16 protein-coding genes are annotated in these 16,577 nt (G+C 66.3%); 13 read left to right on the forward strand and 3 right to left on the reverse strand.

Annotated features, from left to right (window positions below):
- On the reverse strand, nt 1–642 hold the full coding sequence (locus ACSQ3S_RS01415; protein WP_176653274.1) for a LysE family transporter: 642 nt from the start codon (nt 640–642) through the stop codon (nt 1–3).
- Nucleotides 643–802: 160 nt separating this feature from the next.
- Here ACSQ3S_RS01415 and ACSQ3S_RS01420 point away from each other — a divergent pair, with 160 nt between their 5' ends.
- From ACSQ3S_RS01420 to ACSQ3S_RS01480, 13 genes are all read left to right on the forward strand, one after another.
- Complete coding sequence (locus ACSQ3S_RS01420; protein WP_436141384.1) at nt 803–1,738, forward strand: DUF808 domain-containing protein; 936 nt, start codon at nt 803–805, stop codon at nt 1,736–1,738.
- Between the two features lie 76 nt (nt 1,739–1,814).
- Complete coding sequence (locus tag ACSQ3S_RS01425; RefSeq protein ID WP_353401744.1) at nt 1,815–3,911, forward strand: EAL domain-containing protein; 2,097 nt, start codon at nt 1,815–1,817, stop codon at nt 3,909–3,911.
- Between the two features lie 119 nt (nt 3,912–4,030).
- Nucleotides 4,031–5,659, forward strand: a complete 1,629-nt coding sequence (locus tag ACSQ3S_RS01430; RefSeq protein WP_436141385.1) for a methyl-accepting chemotaxis protein — start codon at nt 4,031–4,033, stop codon at nt 5,657–5,659.
- On the forward strand, nt 5,656–7,071 hold the full coding sequence (gene hemN, locus ACSQ3S_RS01435; protein WP_436141386.1) for an oxygen-independent coproporphyrinogen III oxidase: 1,416 nt from the start codon (nt 5,656–5,658) through the stop codon (nt 7,069–7,071). Before ACSQ3S_RS01430 ends, hemN begins: the two co-directional genes overlap by 4 nt.
- Before the next feature lie 7 nt (nt 7,072–7,078).
- On the forward strand, nt 7,079–7,834 hold the full coding sequence (locus ACSQ3S_RS01440) for a sulfite exporter TauE/SafE family protein (RefSeq protein ID WP_436141387.1): 756 nt from the start codon (nt 7,079–7,081) through the stop codon (nt 7,832–7,834).
- The gene (locus tag ACSQ3S_RS01445) at nt 7,813–10,278 is read left to right on the forward strand and encodes a heavy metal translocating P-type ATPase (RefSeq protein WP_436141388.1); all 2,466 of its coding nucleotides are present in this window, start codon (nt 7,813–7,815) and stop codon (nt 10,276–10,278) included. Before ACSQ3S_RS01440 ends, ACSQ3S_RS01445 begins: the two co-directional genes overlap by 22 nt.
- Complete coding sequence (ccoS, locus tag ACSQ3S_RS01450; RefSeq protein ID WP_436141389.1) at nt 10,278–10,433, forward strand: cbb3-type cytochrome oxidase assembly protein CcoS; 156 nt, start codon at nt 10,278–10,280, stop codon at nt 10,431–10,433. The genes ACSQ3S_RS01445 and ccoS overlap by 1 nt, the downstream gene beginning before the upstream one ends.
- A 97-nt stretch (nt 10,434–10,530) precedes the next feature.
- Complete coding sequence (ccoN, locus tag ACSQ3S_RS01455) at nt 10,531–11,958, forward strand: cytochrome-c oxidase, cbb3-type subunit I (RefSeq protein WP_353401753.1); 1,428 nt, start codon at nt 10,531–10,533, stop codon at nt 11,956–11,958.
- 14 nt (nt 11,959–11,972) lie between these two features.
- On the forward strand, nt 11,973–12,593 hold the full coding sequence (ccoO, locus tag ACSQ3S_RS01460; protein WP_176653265.1) for a cytochrome-c oxidase, cbb3-type subunit II: 621 nt from the start codon (nt 11,973–11,975) through the stop codon (nt 12,591–12,593).
- A gap of 1 nt (nt 12,594) precedes the next feature.
- Nucleotides 12,595–12,771 carry a cbb3-type cytochrome oxidase subunit 3 gene (locus tag ACSQ3S_RS01465; protein ID WP_176653264.1) on the forward strand — a complete coding sequence of 59 codons (177 nt, stop codon included), beginning with the start codon at nt 12,595–12,597 and terminating at the stop codon, nt 12,769–12,771.
- A complete protein-coding gene (ccoP, locus tag ACSQ3S_RS01470; RefSeq protein ID WP_436141390.1) occupies nt 12,764–13,711 on the forward strand; it encodes a cytochrome-c oxidase, cbb3-type subunit III in 948 nt (315 codons plus the stop codon). The genes ACSQ3S_RS01465 and ccoP overlap by 8 nt, the downstream gene beginning before the upstream one ends.
- A 12-nt stretch (nt 13,712–13,723) precedes the next feature.
- On the forward strand, nt 13,724–15,109 hold the full coding sequence (gene ccoG / locus ACSQ3S_RS01475; RefSeq protein WP_353401756.1) for a cytochrome c oxidase accessory protein CcoG: 1,386 nt from the start codon (nt 13,724–13,726) through the stop codon (nt 15,107–15,109).
- Between the two features lie 10 nt (nt 15,110–15,119).
- Entirely contained in the window at nt 15,120–15,638 is a 519-nt protein-coding gene (locus tag ACSQ3S_RS01480; protein WP_436141391.1) for a FixH family protein, read from the forward strand.
- 23 nt (nt 15,639–15,661) lie between these two features.
- Here the strand turns inward: ACSQ3S_RS01480 and ACSQ3S_RS01485 are convergent, their stop codons facing one another.
- Both ACSQ3S_RS01485 and ACSQ3S_RS01490 read right to left on the reverse strand, forming a co-directional pair.
- Complete coding sequence (locus ACSQ3S_RS01485) at nt 15,662–16,180, reverse strand: RNA polymerase sigma factor (RefSeq protein WP_436141392.1); 519 nt, start codon at nt 16,178–16,180, stop codon at nt 15,662–15,664.
- A 7-nt stretch (nt 16,181–16,187) separates the two neighbouring features.
- Complete coding sequence (locus ACSQ3S_RS01490; protein ID WP_436141393.1) at nt 16,188–16,409, reverse strand: YgaP family membrane protein; 222 nt, start codon at nt 16,407–16,409, stop codon at nt 16,188–16,190.
- Between the last annotated feature and the right edge of the window lie 168 nt (nt 16,410–16,577).

The following is a 16,577-nucleotide window of genomic DNA, read 5'->3' on the forward strand; positions in this document are numbered from 1 at the left end:
TCAGGCGCTGGCGCCGCCCCGCTTGACGAAGAACAGCGCCGCGCCGATCGCCATCAGCAGGCCGCCGAACACCCGGTTCTGCTTCTTGACGGCGCCGGCGTCGCGGAAAAAGCGCTGCATCGACGAGGCCAGGAAGGCGTAGCTGTGCATCACCACCAGGTCGATGCAGAACATGGTGGCGGCCAGGATCAGCAGCTGCGGCAGCAGCGGCGCACCTTGTGTAATGAATTGCGGCAACACCGCCACCATGAAGATGATGCCCTTGGGATTGGTGGCGTTGGTCAGGAAGCCGGTCAGGAAGCGCTTGCGGGCCGCCGGCACCGTCATTTCGGCCTGGCTTTGCTGCGCGCCGATGGTGACCTTGGCGCGCCACTGGCTCAGGCCCAGGTAGATCAGGTACAGCGCGCCGACCGTCTTGACGATGCTGAACGCCACTTCCGAAGCCATCAGCAGCGAGCCGACGCCGGCGCCGGCGATGAAGAAGATCAGCAACAGGCCCGTCTGCAGGCCGAAGATGGTGGCGCTGGTGCGGCGCACGCCGTATGACAGTCCGTGCGACATCGCCAGCACGGCGCCCGATCCGGGCGAGACCGCGATAATGCAGGCGGCGACAAAAAAAGTGATCCAGGTGGCAAAGCTCATGAGGGTATCCCGTGCGGTCACGGCGCGGCACCATGCCACGCGGCAAAGTACATTGTAGCGGTGACGGCGTATCGCTGCGCGGCCAACGTAGGTTAATATTGCTTATCGACTAAGGAAACGCATATGACCAACCTGACTACCCCGCAAGGAAGCCGCTGAGATGGCCGGCACCAGCCTGCTGGCGCTGATCGACGACATCGCCACCATCCTCGACGACGTCGCCCTGATGAGCAAGGTGGCGGCCAAGAAAACCGCCGGCGTGCTGGGCGACGACCTGGCGCTGAACGCGCAGCAGGTGGCCGGCGTGCGCGCCGAGCGCGAACTGCCGGTGGTGTGGGCGGTGGCGGTCGGCTCGCTGAAGAACAAGGCCATCCTGGTGCCGGCCGCGCTGGCGATCAGCGCCTTCGCGCCGTGGGGCATCACGCCGCTGCTGATGCTGGGCGGCCTCTACCTGTGCTTCGAAGGCTTCGAGAAAATCGCCCACAGCCTGCTGCACCAGGACGATGACGACCACCTGGGCGAGCTGGCCGACGCCATCAGCGACCCGGACGTCGACCTGGTGGCGCTGGAAAAGGACAAGATCAAGGGCGCGATCCGCACCGACTTCATCCTCTCGGCCGAGATCATCGTCATCGCGCTGGGCACGGTGGCCACGGCGCCGTTCATGCAACAGGTGACGGTGGTGGTCGGCATCGCCATGGTGATGACGGTGGGCGTGTACGGCATCGTCGCCGGCATCGTCAAGATGGACGACGCCGGGCTCTACCTGAGCCAGCGCGGCGGCAGCGCGGTGCGCGCGCTCGGCCGCGTGCTGCTGGCGGCGGCGCCCAAGCTGATGAAGCTGCTGTCGGTGGTGGGCACGGCCGCCATGTTCATGGTCGGCGGCGGCATCCTGATGCACGGCCTGCCGGGCACCCACGACATCGTCCACCACGCCGCCGAAGCGGCCGCCACGGTGCCGGCCGCCGGCCCGCTGCTGGCCTGGGCCACGCCGGGCGCGCTGGACGCCGTCGCCGGCCTGGTCGCCGGCGCGCTGGCGCTGGCGGCGGTCACGCTGGGCGGAAAAATCTGGCGCCTGTTCAAAAAAGCGGCCTGAGCGCTGAAAAAAAGCGGAACTTATTTTCCTCTGCCCGGTCGAAGCGAAAACAGGGCGGAGAAACGTAATGGAGCATATGCAGCGGCATTTACGCATGGCGCTGGACGCGGCGCGTATGACGATTTGGGATTCCGAACTGTCTAAAGGCAGCGTCATCAACAGCACCGTGCAATGGTTTGGCGCCGGCACCGCTCTGCTGGGCTTGCCCACGGGCGACATGAAACAACCGTTTTCCACCTTCCTGCAATTTGTCTATCCCGACGACCGCGACGGCCTGCTCGGCACCATGCAGGCCGCGGTGGACGCCCACAGCGACTACGAAGTCGAATACCGCGTGGTCTGGCCGGACCGCAGCGTGCACTGGCTGGCCGCCAAGGCCCAGGTGTTCTGCGACGAGCAAAACCACCCGATCGGCACGCTGGGCATCGTCTGGGACATCACGGACCGCAAGGAGAACGAGCAAAGCGTGGCGCGCCAGCGCGAAATGGCGGCCGTCACGCTGCGCTCTATCGGCGAGGGCGTGATCACCACCAACGAGCACGGCAAGACCGAATACCTGAACCGCATCGCCGAACAACTGACCGGCTGGAACCTCGAGCAGGCGCGCGGCCTCGACATCGGCACCACGCTGAATCTGGTTGACGAGGCCGGCGCGCCCATCCCCGAGCACGTGGCGCTGCAATGCCTGAGCATGAAGCGGGCGATCAGCGTGTCGTCGCAAAACCAGCTGGTCACCCGCGACCACCGCCACATCGCGGTGGAGGAATCGGCCGCGCCGATCTGGTCCGATACCGGCGACCTGCTGGGCGCGGTGGTGGTGTTCCGCGACGTCAGCCACGAACGCAAGCTGACCAAGCAGCTGTCGTGGAACGCCAGCCACGACACGCTCACCGGCCTGATCAACCGGCGCGAATTCGAGGTGCAGATCGCCACCGCGCTGCACAGCGCCAAGGACGAGGGCCACGTGCACGCGCTGCTGTACATGGACCTGGACCAGTTCAAGATCGTCAACGATACCTGCGGCCACAGCGCCGGCGACCTGCTGCTGCAGCTGCTGTCGAAAATGCTGCAGACGCAGATGCGCGACAGCGACATCCTGGCCCGCCTCGGCGGCGACGAGCTGGGCGTGCTGTTGCCGCACTGCCCGCCCGACCAGGCGCTGCTGATCGCCGACGACCTGCGGCAGTCGATCAAGAATTTCCGCTTCGTGTGGGACGACCACACCTTCGAGCTGGGCGTCAGCATCGGCGTGGTGGAGATCAACCACAACAGCAAATCGATGACCGAGCTGCTGATCGCCGCCGACCAGGCCTGCTACCTGGCCAAGGAGCGCGGCCGCAACCGCGTGCACCTGTACCAGGACTCGGACCTGCGGCTGGCGCGGCGCCAGGGCGAGATGCTGTGGGTGTCGCGCCTGAACGAGGCGTTCGAGCACCAGTATTTCCGGCTCTACGCCCAGCCCATCGTCGGCCTCGGCAAGCACAACGGCGCCCACGATGAAGTGCTGATCCGCATCCAGCCCGGCAAGGGCGACCTGATCCTGCCGGGCGCCTTCATTCCGGCCGCCGAACGCTACGACATGATGACGGCGATCGACCGCTGGGTGATACGCGCCGTCTGCCGCCACATGCAAAACATGCGCGACAGCCTCAGCGCCGAACAAGCCTATATCGAAGACCGCCACCCGGCCCCGGCGCAGTACTCGGTCAACCTGTCCGGCACGTCGCTGGGCGACGAGGGCTTGCACGACTACATCATCGAGCAGTTCGTCGAGCACGACATCGCGCCCGAGCAGATCTGCTTTGAAATCACCGAGACCGCCGTGATCGCCAACCTGCTCAAGGCGCAGGCCTTCATGGCCGGGCTGAAGGCGCTGGGTTGCCGCTTCTCGCTGGACGACTTCGGCAGCGGCCTGTCCTCGTTTGCCTACCTGAAGGCGCTGCCGGTGGATTTCCTCAAGATCGACGGCATCTTCATCCGCGACATCGCCACCAACGCCATCAACCGCGCGCTGGTCAAGGCCATCAACGAGGTCGGCCACGTGATGGGCATCAGCACGGTGGCCGAATACGTCGAAGATGAACCGACGCTGGAAGTGGTGCGCGAACTGGGCCTGGACTACGCCCAGGGCTATGCGGTCGGCCTGCTGCGGCCGCTCAGCGTCGGCGACTAGGCCGGTTTTCCTGCCCAAACCAATCCGGGGAATTTTGATCTACATCAATAAATTTGCGCGTCCGACTACGTAAACTGGTTGTATTCATTGCGATACAGCAATAACCCGGAGCCCAAGTCATGCGCAACAACCAGCCAGTCACCAATCGCGAAGTGGAGGTCCAGGACGATCAGGCCATCGTCTCGAAGACTGATTTAAACGGCAACATTACCTATGTAAATCCCTATTTCACGCAGGTCAGCGGCTACGACGAGGCCGAGCTGCTGGGCGCGCCGCAGAACATCGTGCGCCATCCCGACATGCCGGTCGAGGCGTTCGCCGACCTGTGGGCCTCGATCAAGGCCGGCACGCCGTGGACCGGCATCGTCAAGAACCGCTGCAAGAACGGCGACTACTACTGGGTGCGCGCCAACGTCACGCCGATCCGCGAGCACGGCAAGACCACCGGCTACATGTCGGTGCGGGTCAAGGCCGACCGCCAGCAGATCGCCAAGGCCGAACAAGCCTACCGCGAGCTGCGCGGCGGCGGCCGGCACGACATCCGCATCAAGAACGGCCAGGTGATCCATACCGGTGCCGGCTCATTGCTGTCGCGCCTGACGCACACCTCGCTGGCGATGCGCATCTGGCTGGCCACCAGCGTGGTCAACGTGCTGCAGGTGATCGTCTGCGCCGCCGCGCTGATGAGCGGCGGCGGCAACAGCTACGCCATCTTCGGCGCCACCTTCATCGGCTTGCTGATCAACGTCTTCCTGTGGTACACGCTGCGCGTCTCGGTGCTGCAGCCGCTGGACCGGGCGTTGCAGGGCGCGCGCGCCATCGCCGCCGGCGACCTGTCCGGCTCCTTCGAGACCGAGGCCACCGATGAAGTGGGCCAGCTGCTGCGGGCGCTGCAGCAAATGAACAGCAACCTGATCGCCACCATCCGCGACGTGCGCGTCAACGTCGAGACGATGGCCGTCGCCACCCGCCAGATCGCCGCCGGCAACGCCGACCTGTCCGGCCGCACCGAGGCGCAGGCCGCCAGCCTGGAGGAGACCGCGTCCAGCGTCGAACAGTTCTCGTCCACGGTCAAGCAGAACGCCGACAACTCGGCGCAGGCCAACCAGCTGGCGCTGAACGCCTCCAGCGTGGCGGTGCAGGGCGGCGAGATCGTCGCCGACGTCATCGCCACCATGGATGAAATCAACAGCTCGTCGCGCCAGATCGTCGACATCATCGGCCTGATCGAGGGCATCGCCTTCCAGACCAACATCCTGGCGCTGAACGCCGCCGTCGAGGCGGCCCGCGCCGGCGAACAGGGACGCGGCTTCGCCGTCGTCGCCGGCGAGGTGCGCAACCTGGCGCAACGCAGCGCCACCGCCGCCAAGGACATCAAGAACCTGATCGACGTTTCGGTCGGCAAGGTCAGCGCGGGCATGGTGCAGGTCGACCGCGCCGGCGCCACGATGAAGGAAGTGGTGGCGTCGGTGCAGCAGGTGACGGCCATCATGCAGGAAATTTCAGTGGCCTCGCGCGAGCAGAGCATCGGCGTCGACCAGGTCAACGCCGCCATCGCCCACATGGACCAGGTCACGCAGCAGAATGCCGCGCTGGTGGAAGAAGCGGCGGCCGCCACCGCCAGCCTGGCGCTGGAGGCGGGCGGCCTGAAGCAGGCGGTCAGCCTGTTCAAATTCGGCCCGGCGCGCAAAGCCGCCGCCGTCCCGGCAGCCCGTCCGCAACCCGCCCTGAAACGCCTTGCAGCATGAACGCGCACACCTTTCCCGCGGTTGAATTCGATGCCGCCATCATCGGCAAACTGAGCCAGTCCGGCCCGCGCTACACCTCGTATCCGACCGCCGACCGCTTCCGGCCGGACTTCGGCTACGGCCAGTTCCTCGAGGCGGTGGCCGGCCTGCGCATGCGCCGCAACCGGCGGCCCCTGTCGCTGTACATCCACATTCCGTTTTGCGACACGATCTGCTACTACTGCGGCTGCAACAAGATCGTCACCAAGGACCACGGCAAGGCCGCCACCTATCTCGGCTACCTGAAGCAGGAGATCGACATGCAGGGGCGCCTGTTCGCGGGCACGGGCACGATCGAGCAACTGCATTTCGGCGGCGGCACGCCGACCTATCTGAGCGACCGCCAGATGGGCGACCTGATGGAACACCTGCACGCCAATTTCGATTTCGCGCCGGACCAGCAGGGCGAGTACTCGATAGAAATCGATCCGCGCACCGTCAGCGCCGAGCGCGTGCACTCGCTGCGCGCGCAGGGCTTCAACCGCATCAGCCTGGGCGTGCAGGATTTCGATCCCGAGGTGCAGAAGGCCGTCAACCGCATCCAGCCGGAAGCGGAAACGCGGGCCGTGATGGACGCCGCGCGCGACGCCGGCTTCCGCTCGATCAGCATCGACCTGATCTACGGCCTGCCCAAGCAAAGCCTGGCCAGCATGGAGCAAACGCTGGACAAGGTGATCGCCGCCGACCCGGACCGCATCGCGTTGTACAACTACGCCCACCTGCCGCACCTGTTCAAGCCGCAGCGCCGCATCGCCGAGGCCGACCTGCCGACACCCGAGGTCAAGCTGGAGCTGCTGGCGCTGAGCATCCGCCGCCTGTGCGCGGCCGGCTACGTCTACATCGGCATGGACCATTTCGCCAAGCCGGACGACGAGCTGGCGGTGGCGCAGCGCCAGGGCCTGTTGCAGCGCAACTTCCAGGGCTATTCGACGCGCGCCGAGGCCGACCTGATCTCCTGCGGCGTGTCGGCCATCAGCGCGGTCGGCGCCACCTACAGCCAGAACGAGAAAACGCTGGACGCCTATTATGAAAAGCTCGACGAGGGCAGGCTGCCGGTCGCGCGCGGCATCAAGCTCGATACCGACGACCTGCTGCGCCGCATCGTCATTCAAAAGCTGATGTGCAATTTCGAACTGTCGATGTCGTCGATCGAGCAGGCCTATCCGATCCGCTTCCCGCTGTACTTCGCGGCCGAGCTGGAAAAGCTGAAGGCGTTCGAGGAAGACGGCTTGCTGGTGGTCGATCCGGAGTGGATCACCGTCACGCCCAGGGGCCGCCTGCTGATACGCAACATCTGCATGGTGTTCGACCGCTACCTGGGCCTGCCACGCGCGGACGGCCCGCAACCGCTGCGCTACTCGAAAACGATTTGAGCCCATCATGAACGCCCTGCAGCTACTGCCCGTGTTTGTGGTCGGCCTGGCGGGCAGCGTCCACTGCATCGGCATGTGCGGCGGCATCGTCGGCGCCTTGACGGCCAGCGCGCAGCCGGCGCGCAGGGTGGTCGCCATCGTGCAGGTCGCCGACAGCGCGTTGCCGCGCGTGCTGGCTTACAACGCCGGCCGCATCGCCAGCTACATGACGGCCGGCGCGCTGGCGGGCGGCCTCGCGGGCGGCGCGCAAGACATGCTCGCGCTGGCCGGCGTGCAACTGGCCTTTTACTGGCTGGCCAGCCTGATGCTGGTCGCGCTGGGCCTGTACCTGATGGACGCCTGGCGCGGCCTGGCCGTGCTGGAGCAGGGCGGCCGCGTGCTGTGGCGGCGCGCGCAGCCGGTGCTGGCGCCGATGATGAAGGCGCTGATGCCGGCGCGCCGGCCGCAGCAGGCGTTCGCGCTCGGGCTGCTGTGGGGCTGGCTGCCGTGCGGCATGGTCTACAGTGTGCTGCTGACCGCCATGCTCAGCGGCTCGGCCGGCAACGGCGCGGCGGTGATGCTGGCGTTCGGCCTCGGCACGCTGCCGATGCTGACCGGCCTGGGCCTGCTGGGCGCGCGCCTGCAAAGCGCCTTGCGGAAGAAAACTGTACGCGTCGCCTGCGGCCTGCTGGTGCTGGCCTTTGGCATGCTGGGACTGGCGCGCGCGGCCGGCGGCCTCACGCCAGCATGGATGGATAGCTTATGCCTGACACCACATTCGTAGAGCGCGTCCACAACGCAAGCGTCTGCTACCACTGCGGACTGCCGCTGCCGGCCCGCGGCAGCGCCGCATGGCAGGTGTCCATCGACGGCGCCGAGCGCGCCATGTGCTGCCCCGGTTGCGCCGCGGTGGCGCAGACCATCGTCGACCTCGGCCAGCAATCGTATTACCGCGATCGCGCCGGCTATGCGGCAACCGCCGACGGCGCGCAACTGGTGCCGCCCGAGCTGCAGCTGTACGACAACGCCGATCCCCGCTTCGCCCTCGACGGCGACAGCCGCGAAGCCATGTTCGCGGTGGAGGGCATACGCTGCGCCGCCTGCGTCTGGCTGATCGAGCAGCGCCTGGCCAGGCTGCCGGGCGTGGAAAGCGCCCAGCTCAACGTCGCCACCGAGCGCCTGTACGTGCGCTGGCGCAGCGAGGTTTGCGAACCCGGCGCCATCCTGGCCGCGCTGCACGCCATCGGCTATGCCGCCTATCCCTACGACGCCGGCCGCCACGGCGAGCAGCAGCGCAAGGCTTCCAAGACATTGGGCCGCCAGCTGTTCGTCGCCGCGCTGTCGATGATGCAGGTGATGATGTACGTCGCCCCCGCCTATCTGGCCGACGACGGCACGCTGGACGACAGCATGGCGACGCTGATGCGCTGGGCCAGCCTGCTGCTGACCTTGCCGGCGATCTGCTATTCGGCGCAGCCGTTCTGGCGCGGCGCCTGGGCCAGCCTGCGGGCGCGCGCGCCGGGCATGGACTTGCCGGTGGCGCTGGGCATCGCCGCCGCCTTCGGCGCCAGCGTGGCGGCCACCGTGCGCGGACACGGCGACGTGTATTTCGATTCGGTGACGATGTTCATCTTCCTGCTGCTGTGCAGCCGCTACTTCGAGCTGCGCGCGCGCCGCAAGGCCGGCGCCGCGCTGGAGCGCCTGCAGCACGCGCTGCCCGCCTCCGCCACGCTGCTGGAAAATTATCCGGACAGCCACGCCGCCACGCTGGTCAAGGCCGCCGCGCTGGTTGTGGATAACCTCATCATGATCAAGCCGGGCGAGGCGGTGCCCGCCGACTGCGTCATCGTCGATGGCCGCACCTTGCTGGATGTGTCGCTGCTGAGCGGCGAGAGCGCGCCGGTCGCCAAGGCGGTCGGCGACGCCTTGCCGGGCGGTGCCATCAACGCCGGCACCGTGGTGGTCGCCCGCGTGACGCGCCGCGCGCAGGACAGCACCTTGTCCAGCCTGATCAAACTGATAGATCGCGCCGGACGCGACAAGCCTCGCATCGCGCTGTGGGCCGACCGCGTGGCCGCCTGGTTCGTGGCCGCGCTGCTGCTGTTCGCGCTGGCCGCGTTCGGCTTCTGGTTCTGGCTCGACGGCTACAGCGCCGCGCGCGCGTGGCCGATCGCCGTCGCGGTGCTGGTGGTGTCCTGCCCGTGCGCGCTGTCGCTGGCCACGCCGACCGCGCTGGCCGCCGCCACCGACCGGCTGCTGCGGGAAGGCGTGCTGGTCACCGGCCCGCAGACGCTGGAGACGCTGCACCGCGCCACGCACATTGTGTTCGACAAGACCGGCACGCTGACCCATGGCCGCCCCATGCTGCGGAAGATCCAGCCGCTGGGCAGGATGCAGCCGGACTTTTGCCTGCGGGTGGCCGCCGCGCTGGATGCCGGCAGCGCCCATCCATTGGCGCGCGCCATTGTCGGCGCCGCCGTCGACAACCACGGCCGCGAGGACTGGCAGGCCAGCGAGGTATGCGAAACCGCCGGCCGCGGCATCGAAGGCATGGTGCACGACCGGCGCTACCGCCTCGGCAGCGCCGGCTTCGTGGCCGGCTTGAGCGGCGCCGCGCCGCCGCACGACACCGGCGCCGGCGTCACGCCCGTCTATCTCGGCGTGGAGGGGCAATGGCTGGCGTGCCTGCATCTGTGCGACGGCCTGCGCGACGACGCCCAGGCCACCGTCGACTATTTCCACCGGACGGGCAAGACCGTGGTGCTGCTGAGCGGCGACAACGACAGGCTGGTGCGCGAGGTCGGCGACCGGCTGGGCATCCACACCACCGTCGGCAACTGCCTGCCCGAGGAAAAGCTGGCCTTCGTCAAGCGCTTGCAGCAGCAGGGCGCGGTGGTGGCGATGATAGGCGACGGCATCAACGACGCGGCCGTGCTGAGCGCGGCCGACGTGTCGTTCGCGATGGGCGAAGGCGCCGCGCTGGCGCAGGCCCATGCCGACGCGGTGCTGCTGCACGGGCGCCTCGGCGCCGTGGCCGACAGCGCGCGCGTGGCGGCGCGCACGATGCGGGTGATCCACCAGAACCTGGCCTGGGCCAGCGTCTACAACCTGCTGGCGATACCGGCCGCGGCCATGGGCCTGCTCAATCCCTGGCTGTCCGGCGTCGGCATGGCGCTCAGTTCGGCCGTGGTGGTGGCCAACGCGCTGCGACTCAGAAGGAGTTCTTGATGGATGCGCTCTACCTGCTCGTTCCGATCAGCGTGCTGCTGGTGTTCGTGGCGCTGTGGATCTTTTTCAAGGCCTCGGACGACGGCCAGTTCGACGACCTGGTCGGCCCGGCGCTGCGCGTTCTGCAGGATGACGACAAGCCGCCGGATGACTAGCTGGTTCCGGAATTTTTTGATCCACATCAAGGTTTTTTGGGTCCCACTTCCGTAACCTTTGATACACATCATCAAAGCGTTCTTGGGAGAACTTCAAGTGGACCTTGCACAGAACTACAACTACAAGATTGTGAAGCAATTCGCAGTCGCCACCGTGGTCTGGGGCATCGTCGGCATGCTGGTGGGCGTCATTATCGCCGCCCAGCTGGCATGGCCGTCGCTGAACCTGGACATTCCCTGGCTGACCTATGGCCGCCTGCGGCCGCTGCACACCAACGCGGTCATTTTCGCGTTCGGCATCTGCGGCCTGTTCGCCACCTCGTACTACGTGGTGCAGCGCACCTGCCAGGTGCGGCTGTTCTCGGACAAGCTGGCCGCCTTCACCTTCTGGGGCTGGCAGGCGGTCATCCTCAGCGCCGTCGTCACGCTGCCGATGGGCCTGACCCGCGGCAAGGAATACGCCGAGCTGGAATGGCCGATCACCCTGCTGATCGCCGTGGTCTGGGTCTCTTACGCGGTGGTGTTCTTCGGCACCCTGCTGACGCGCAAGGTCAAGCACATCTACGTGGCCAACTGGTTCTTCGCCGGCTACATCATCGCCGTGACGATCCTGCACGTGGTCAACGGCGCCAGCATGCCGGCCACACTGTTCAAATCGTACTCCGCCTATTCCGGCGTGCAGGACGCGATGATCCAGTGGTGGTACGGCCATAACGCGGTGGGCTTCATCCTGACCGCCGGCTACCTCGGCATGGTCTACTACTTCATTCCCAAGCAGGCAGAACGTCCGGTGTATTCGTACCGGCTGTCGATCGTGCACTTCTGGGCGCTGATCTTCACCTATATGTGGGCCGGCCCGCACCACCTGCACTACACCGCGCTGCCGGACTGGACGCAATCGATCGGCATGGTGTTCTCGCTGATCCTGCTGGCGCCAAGCTGGGGCGGCATGATCAACGGCATCATGACCCTGTCCGGCGCCTGGCACAAGCTGCGCACCGACCCTATCCTGAAATTCATGATCGTCTCGCTGTCGTTCTACGGCATGGCCACCTTCGAGGGCCCGATGATGTCGATCAAGACCGTCAACGCGCTGTCGCACTACACCGACTGGGGCATCGCCCACGTCCACGGCGGCGCGCTGGGCTGGGTCGGCTTCATCACCATGGGTTCGATCTACTACCTGCTGCCGCGCCTGGCCGGCCAGCAAAAGATGTGGAGCACCCGCCTGATCGACGTGCACTTCTGGGTCGCCACCATCGGCATCGTGCTGTACATCGCCGCGATGTGGATCGCCGGCGTGATGCAGGGCCTGATGTGGCGCGCCGTCAATCCGGACGGCACGCTGACCTACACCTTCGTCGAGGGCGTCAAGGCCACCTATCCGTACTACGTGGTGCGCTTCGGCGGCGGCTTGCTGTACCTGAGCGGCATGTGCCTGATGGGCTACAACACCTGGATGACCTTGCGTAACCGCGACACCGCCGTGGCACGCATTCCCGCGCTGGCCGCCGGCCACGCCTGATATCGGAGCACAGTATGAAATCGAAATTTTCACATGACTGGATCGAGAGAAACCCCTGGCTGCTGATCGCGCTGGTGACGCTGGTGGTCAGCGTCGGCGGCGCCGTCGAGATCGTGCCGCTGTTCTTCCAGAAGTCCACCACCGAGCCGGTGGCGGGCCTGAAGCCGTATTCGCCGCTGCGCCTGGCCGGCCGCGACATCTATGTGCGCGAAGGCTGCTACAACTGCCACTCGCAGATGATACGGCCGTTCCGCGCCGAGACCGAACGCTACGGCCACTACTCGGTGGCCGGCGAGTTCGTCTACGACCGTCCGTTCCAGTGGGGTTCCAAGCGCACCGGTCCCGACCTGGCGCGCGTGGGCGGCCGCTACAGCGACGAATGGCACCGCACCCACCTGGCCAATCCACGCGACGTGGTGCCGGAATCGAATATGCCGAACTACCCGTGGCTGGCGCAGACGTCGCTGGTGCCGGAATCCATCGTGCCGAAGATGAAGGCGCTCAAGCGCCTGGGCGATCCCTACACCGACGCCGAGATCGCCGCCGCTCCGGCCGAGCTCAAAGACAAGACCGAAGAAGACGCCCTGGTCGCCTACCTGCAAGGCCTGGGCACATTGATCAAGACGAGGAACTAGCATGGCTATCGACACTCTGTTTGACCGCGCCAGCAGCGTGATGACGGTGATTTCCTTCATCACCTTCGCCGGCATCCTGTGGTGGGCCTTCATCCACAACAAGGAAGCCGACTTCGCCACGGCGGCGCAACTGCCGTTCGACGACGAGGACGCTGAAAAGGAGGCCCATCATGGCTGACTTCACCAACGGCTTCTGGGACCTGTACATCGCCGTGCTGACCCTGCTCGGCATCGCCGGCTGCGGCATCCTGCTGTTCTCCCAATCGAAGGTCAAGGGCCAGCCCGGCCAGACCACCGGCCACATGTGGGACGAAGACTTGACCGAGCTGAACACGCCGATGCCGCGCTGGTGGATGTGGCTGTTCTACATCACCATCGTGTTCGGCCTGGCCTATTTGTTCCTGTACCCGGGCCTGGGCACCTACGCCGGCAAGCTGGGCTGGAAATCGTCCGGCCAGTACCAGGCCGAGCTCAAGCAGGCCGAGACCGACTACGGCCCGCTGTTCGCGCAATACCAGAAGCAGGACCTGAAGGCGGTGGCGGCCGATCCGAAGGCGCACGCCATCGGCGAGCGGCTGTTCCTGACCTACTGCGCGCAATGCCACGGCTCGGACGCGCGCGGCAACAAGGGCTTCCCCAACCTGACCGACAAGGACTGGCTGTTCGGCGGCGCGCCGGAAACCATCAAGGAAACCATCCTGCACGGCCGCACCGGCATGATGCCGCCGATGGGCGCGGCGCTCGGTTCGGACAAGGACGTGGAAAACGTCGCGCACTACGTGCTCAGCCTGTCCGGCTCGACCGCCGATCCGATCAAGGTGGTGTTCGGCAAGGACAAGTTCGGCGCCTGCATGGCTTGCCACAGCGCAGGCGGCACCGGCAACCAGGCCCTCGGCGCGCCCAACCTGACCGACAAGATCTGGCTGTTCGGCGGCAGCGCCGAGACCGTGATGGAAACCATCCGCAAGGGCCGCACCACCACCATGCCGGCGTTCGAGGACTTCCTCGGCGACGCCAAGGTGCACGTGCTGGCCGCCTACGTGTGGAGCCTGTCGAACGACGCCGGCGCGCCGGCGGCGATACCCGCCATGGCCGCCGCGCCCGCCGCCGCGCCTTGATGGACTGATGCGATGACCGATGCTGCCCCACAAGTGATCAAGATGTACGCGGCCCGCGAGGAAATCTATCCGCGCGAAGCCAGCGGCCGCTACGCCCGCCTGCGCTGGCTGTTTGTCTGGCTGACGCAGCTGGCGTTCTACTGCACGCCGTGGCTGCAGTGGAACGGCCGCCAGGCCCTGCTGTTCGACCTGACGGCGCGCAAGTTCTACATCTTTGGCCTGGTCCTGTGGCCGCAGGACTTCATCTACCTGGCCGCGCTGCTGATCATCTGCGCCTATCTGCTGTTCCTGGCGACGGCGGTGGCGGGGCGGGTGTGGTGCGGCTTCGCCTGTCCGCAAACGGTGTACACCGAGATCTTCCTGTGGATAGAACGCAAGATCGAAGGCAAGCGCAGCGCCCGCATGCTGCTGGACCGGCAACCGCCCTCGGCGCGCAAGTTCGCGAAGAAAAGCGCCAAGCACCTGGCCTGGGGCGCGGTGGCGCTGTGGACCGGCTTCACCTTCGTCGGCTATTTCACGCCGATCAAGCTGCTGGGTGGCGAGGTGCTGAGCTTGAACTTCGGCCCGTGGGAATGGTTCTGGGTGGTGTTCTACAGCTTCGCCACCTACGGCAACGCCGGCTGGATGCGCGAACAGGTGTGCAAGTACATGTGCCCGTATGCCCGCTTCCAGAGCTCGATGTTCGACCGCGACACGCTGATCATCACCTACGACAGCGCGCGCGGCGAACCGCGCGGCCCGCTGTCGAAAACCGAAAACGGCAACGGCGGCTCCTGCATCGATTGCTCGATGTGCGTGCAGGTATGCCCGACCGGCATCGACATCCGCAAGGGCCTGCAGTATGAATGCATAGGCTGCGCCGCCTGCGTCGACGCCTGCAACGGCGTGATGGACAAGATAGGCCAGCCGCGCGGCCTGATCCGCTACAGCACCGAGCGGGCGATGCTGATGCACTACACGCCGACCGAGATCCGCCAGCGCACGCTGCGTCCGCGCGTGAAGATCTACGCCGGCATCCTGGCGCTGATCGTCATCGGCGTCGGCACCGCGCTGGCGCTGCGCACGCCGCTCAAGCTGGACGTGATCCGCGACCGCGGCGCCATGGGCCGCGAGGTCGAGGACGGCATGATCGAAAACGTCTACCGGCTGCAGATCATGAACACCTCCGAGCAGGCCCATACCTACCGCATCGCCGTCAGCGGCCTGGCGACCTTGACCCAGGTGACGCCGGACCTGGTGCGGGTCGAGGGCACCGAAACCAAGGCCCATGCGATCCGGCTGCGCACAGCGCACGGCGCCGGCCATCCGGGCTCGAACAAGATCGAGATCGAACTGACCGCGGTCGACCAACCGTCGCTGCGGGTGGAAGAACACGCGGTGTTTTTCGTGCCGCGTTAAGGAGAGCTAGATGAGCGTAACAATGACGATGACCACGGCGACGCCGTGGTGGAAGCAGCGCTGGCCGTGGCTGCTGATGGCCGGCCCGGCGCTGGTGGTGGTGGCCGGCACCTATACCGGCTGGCTGGCGTTCTCGCAGCAGGATGCGCTGGTGGTCGGCGACTACTACAAGCAGGGCAAGGCGATCAACCAGGATTTGCGGCGCGACCGCCTGGCGTCGTCGCTGGGCCTGTCGGTGTCGCTGGGCTATGACGCCACGCAGGGCTTGCTGGCGGGGCAGTTGCGCCGCCGCACCGACGATCACGGCAGGACGGAGCGGCTGTTCGTGCACCTGTCGCATGCGACATTGCCGGAAAAAGACATCAAGCTGGTGGTACAGCCGGACGAATTCGGCATGTTCCAGATCAACCTGCCGATGCTCGAGCGCAGCCGCTGGGTGGTGCTGGTGGAAGGCGAAAAACGCGACTGGCGGCTGGCCGGCACGTGGAGCTGGCCGGGGCAACGCGAGGTGACGCTGAGCTCCGACTAAGCCTCGACCAGGCTACGCCGCACTCAGCCGATCAGGTATTCGCGCGCCATCAGCCTTGCACGATGCAAGCGGCTCTTGATCGCGGCCGTGGTGAGACCGAGCTGTTCGGCGATCTCGCCGATCGACAGTTCGGCAAAATCGCGCAGCAACACCACTTGCAGGTAATCGGCCGGCAGCGATTCGAGCGCGTTGACCAGTTCCAGCCGCAGGCCGGCCATATCCTGGCTGGCCAGCCATTGCTCGGCGCGCTCGTCGTCCCACGGATCATGGCCCAGCGCGGCGCGGCCCAGCCGGTGGCATTCGCGCTTGACGACCTGGAACAGCCAGCCGGAAAACGCCGCCAGCATGCGCACCGACGACAGCCGGCGCGACAGCACCAGCAGCGCTTCCTGCACGGCGTCGTCGACGTCGCCGATCAGGCAGTTGCGCTGGGCGTAGCGGCGGATATCGGGCTGGCACAGCCGCAGCAGCTGCGCCAGCGCCGCCGGATCGCCGCGATGGGCGGCGTCCAGCACCGGTAGATGTTGTTCGGCCAGACTCATGCGTTCCCTAGATTTTGCCTTGTTTGGCGGCGTTGTCGAGCCGGCGGCCGACCAGCGCGCACATCGGGCAGAAGCCGAACAGGCCGGAACCGACGATGCCGGCCGCCGATGCCGCCACCACCGTGCCCCACATGCCGCCCAGCACGGCCAGGCCCAGGTAGATGGCGGCCAGGCCGGCGATGACGCGCAGCGCGCGCTCCCAGTTCGGTAGGTTTTTCACATAAAACATTATGCACTCCTTGTGTCGCAGAGGAAGTCCCTCGGCTACTAAGAGGCCGCTTCAAGCCATTTCGATTCGCGCCGTCGAAAATATTTCTTATCCTGTTGCCTTGGCCGCCCTTTGATAGGAGAATTCCCTAGCGTTTAAGACTGATCCCACCCACGCCCGATTGTGAAG

It is taken from the genome of Duganella sp. LjRoot269 (assembly GCF_964254095.1).
In the GTDB taxonomy this organism is placed as follows: domain Bacteria; phylum Pseudomonadota; class Gammaproteobacteria; order Burkholderiales; family Burkholderiaceae_D; genus Rugamonas; species Rugamonas hordei.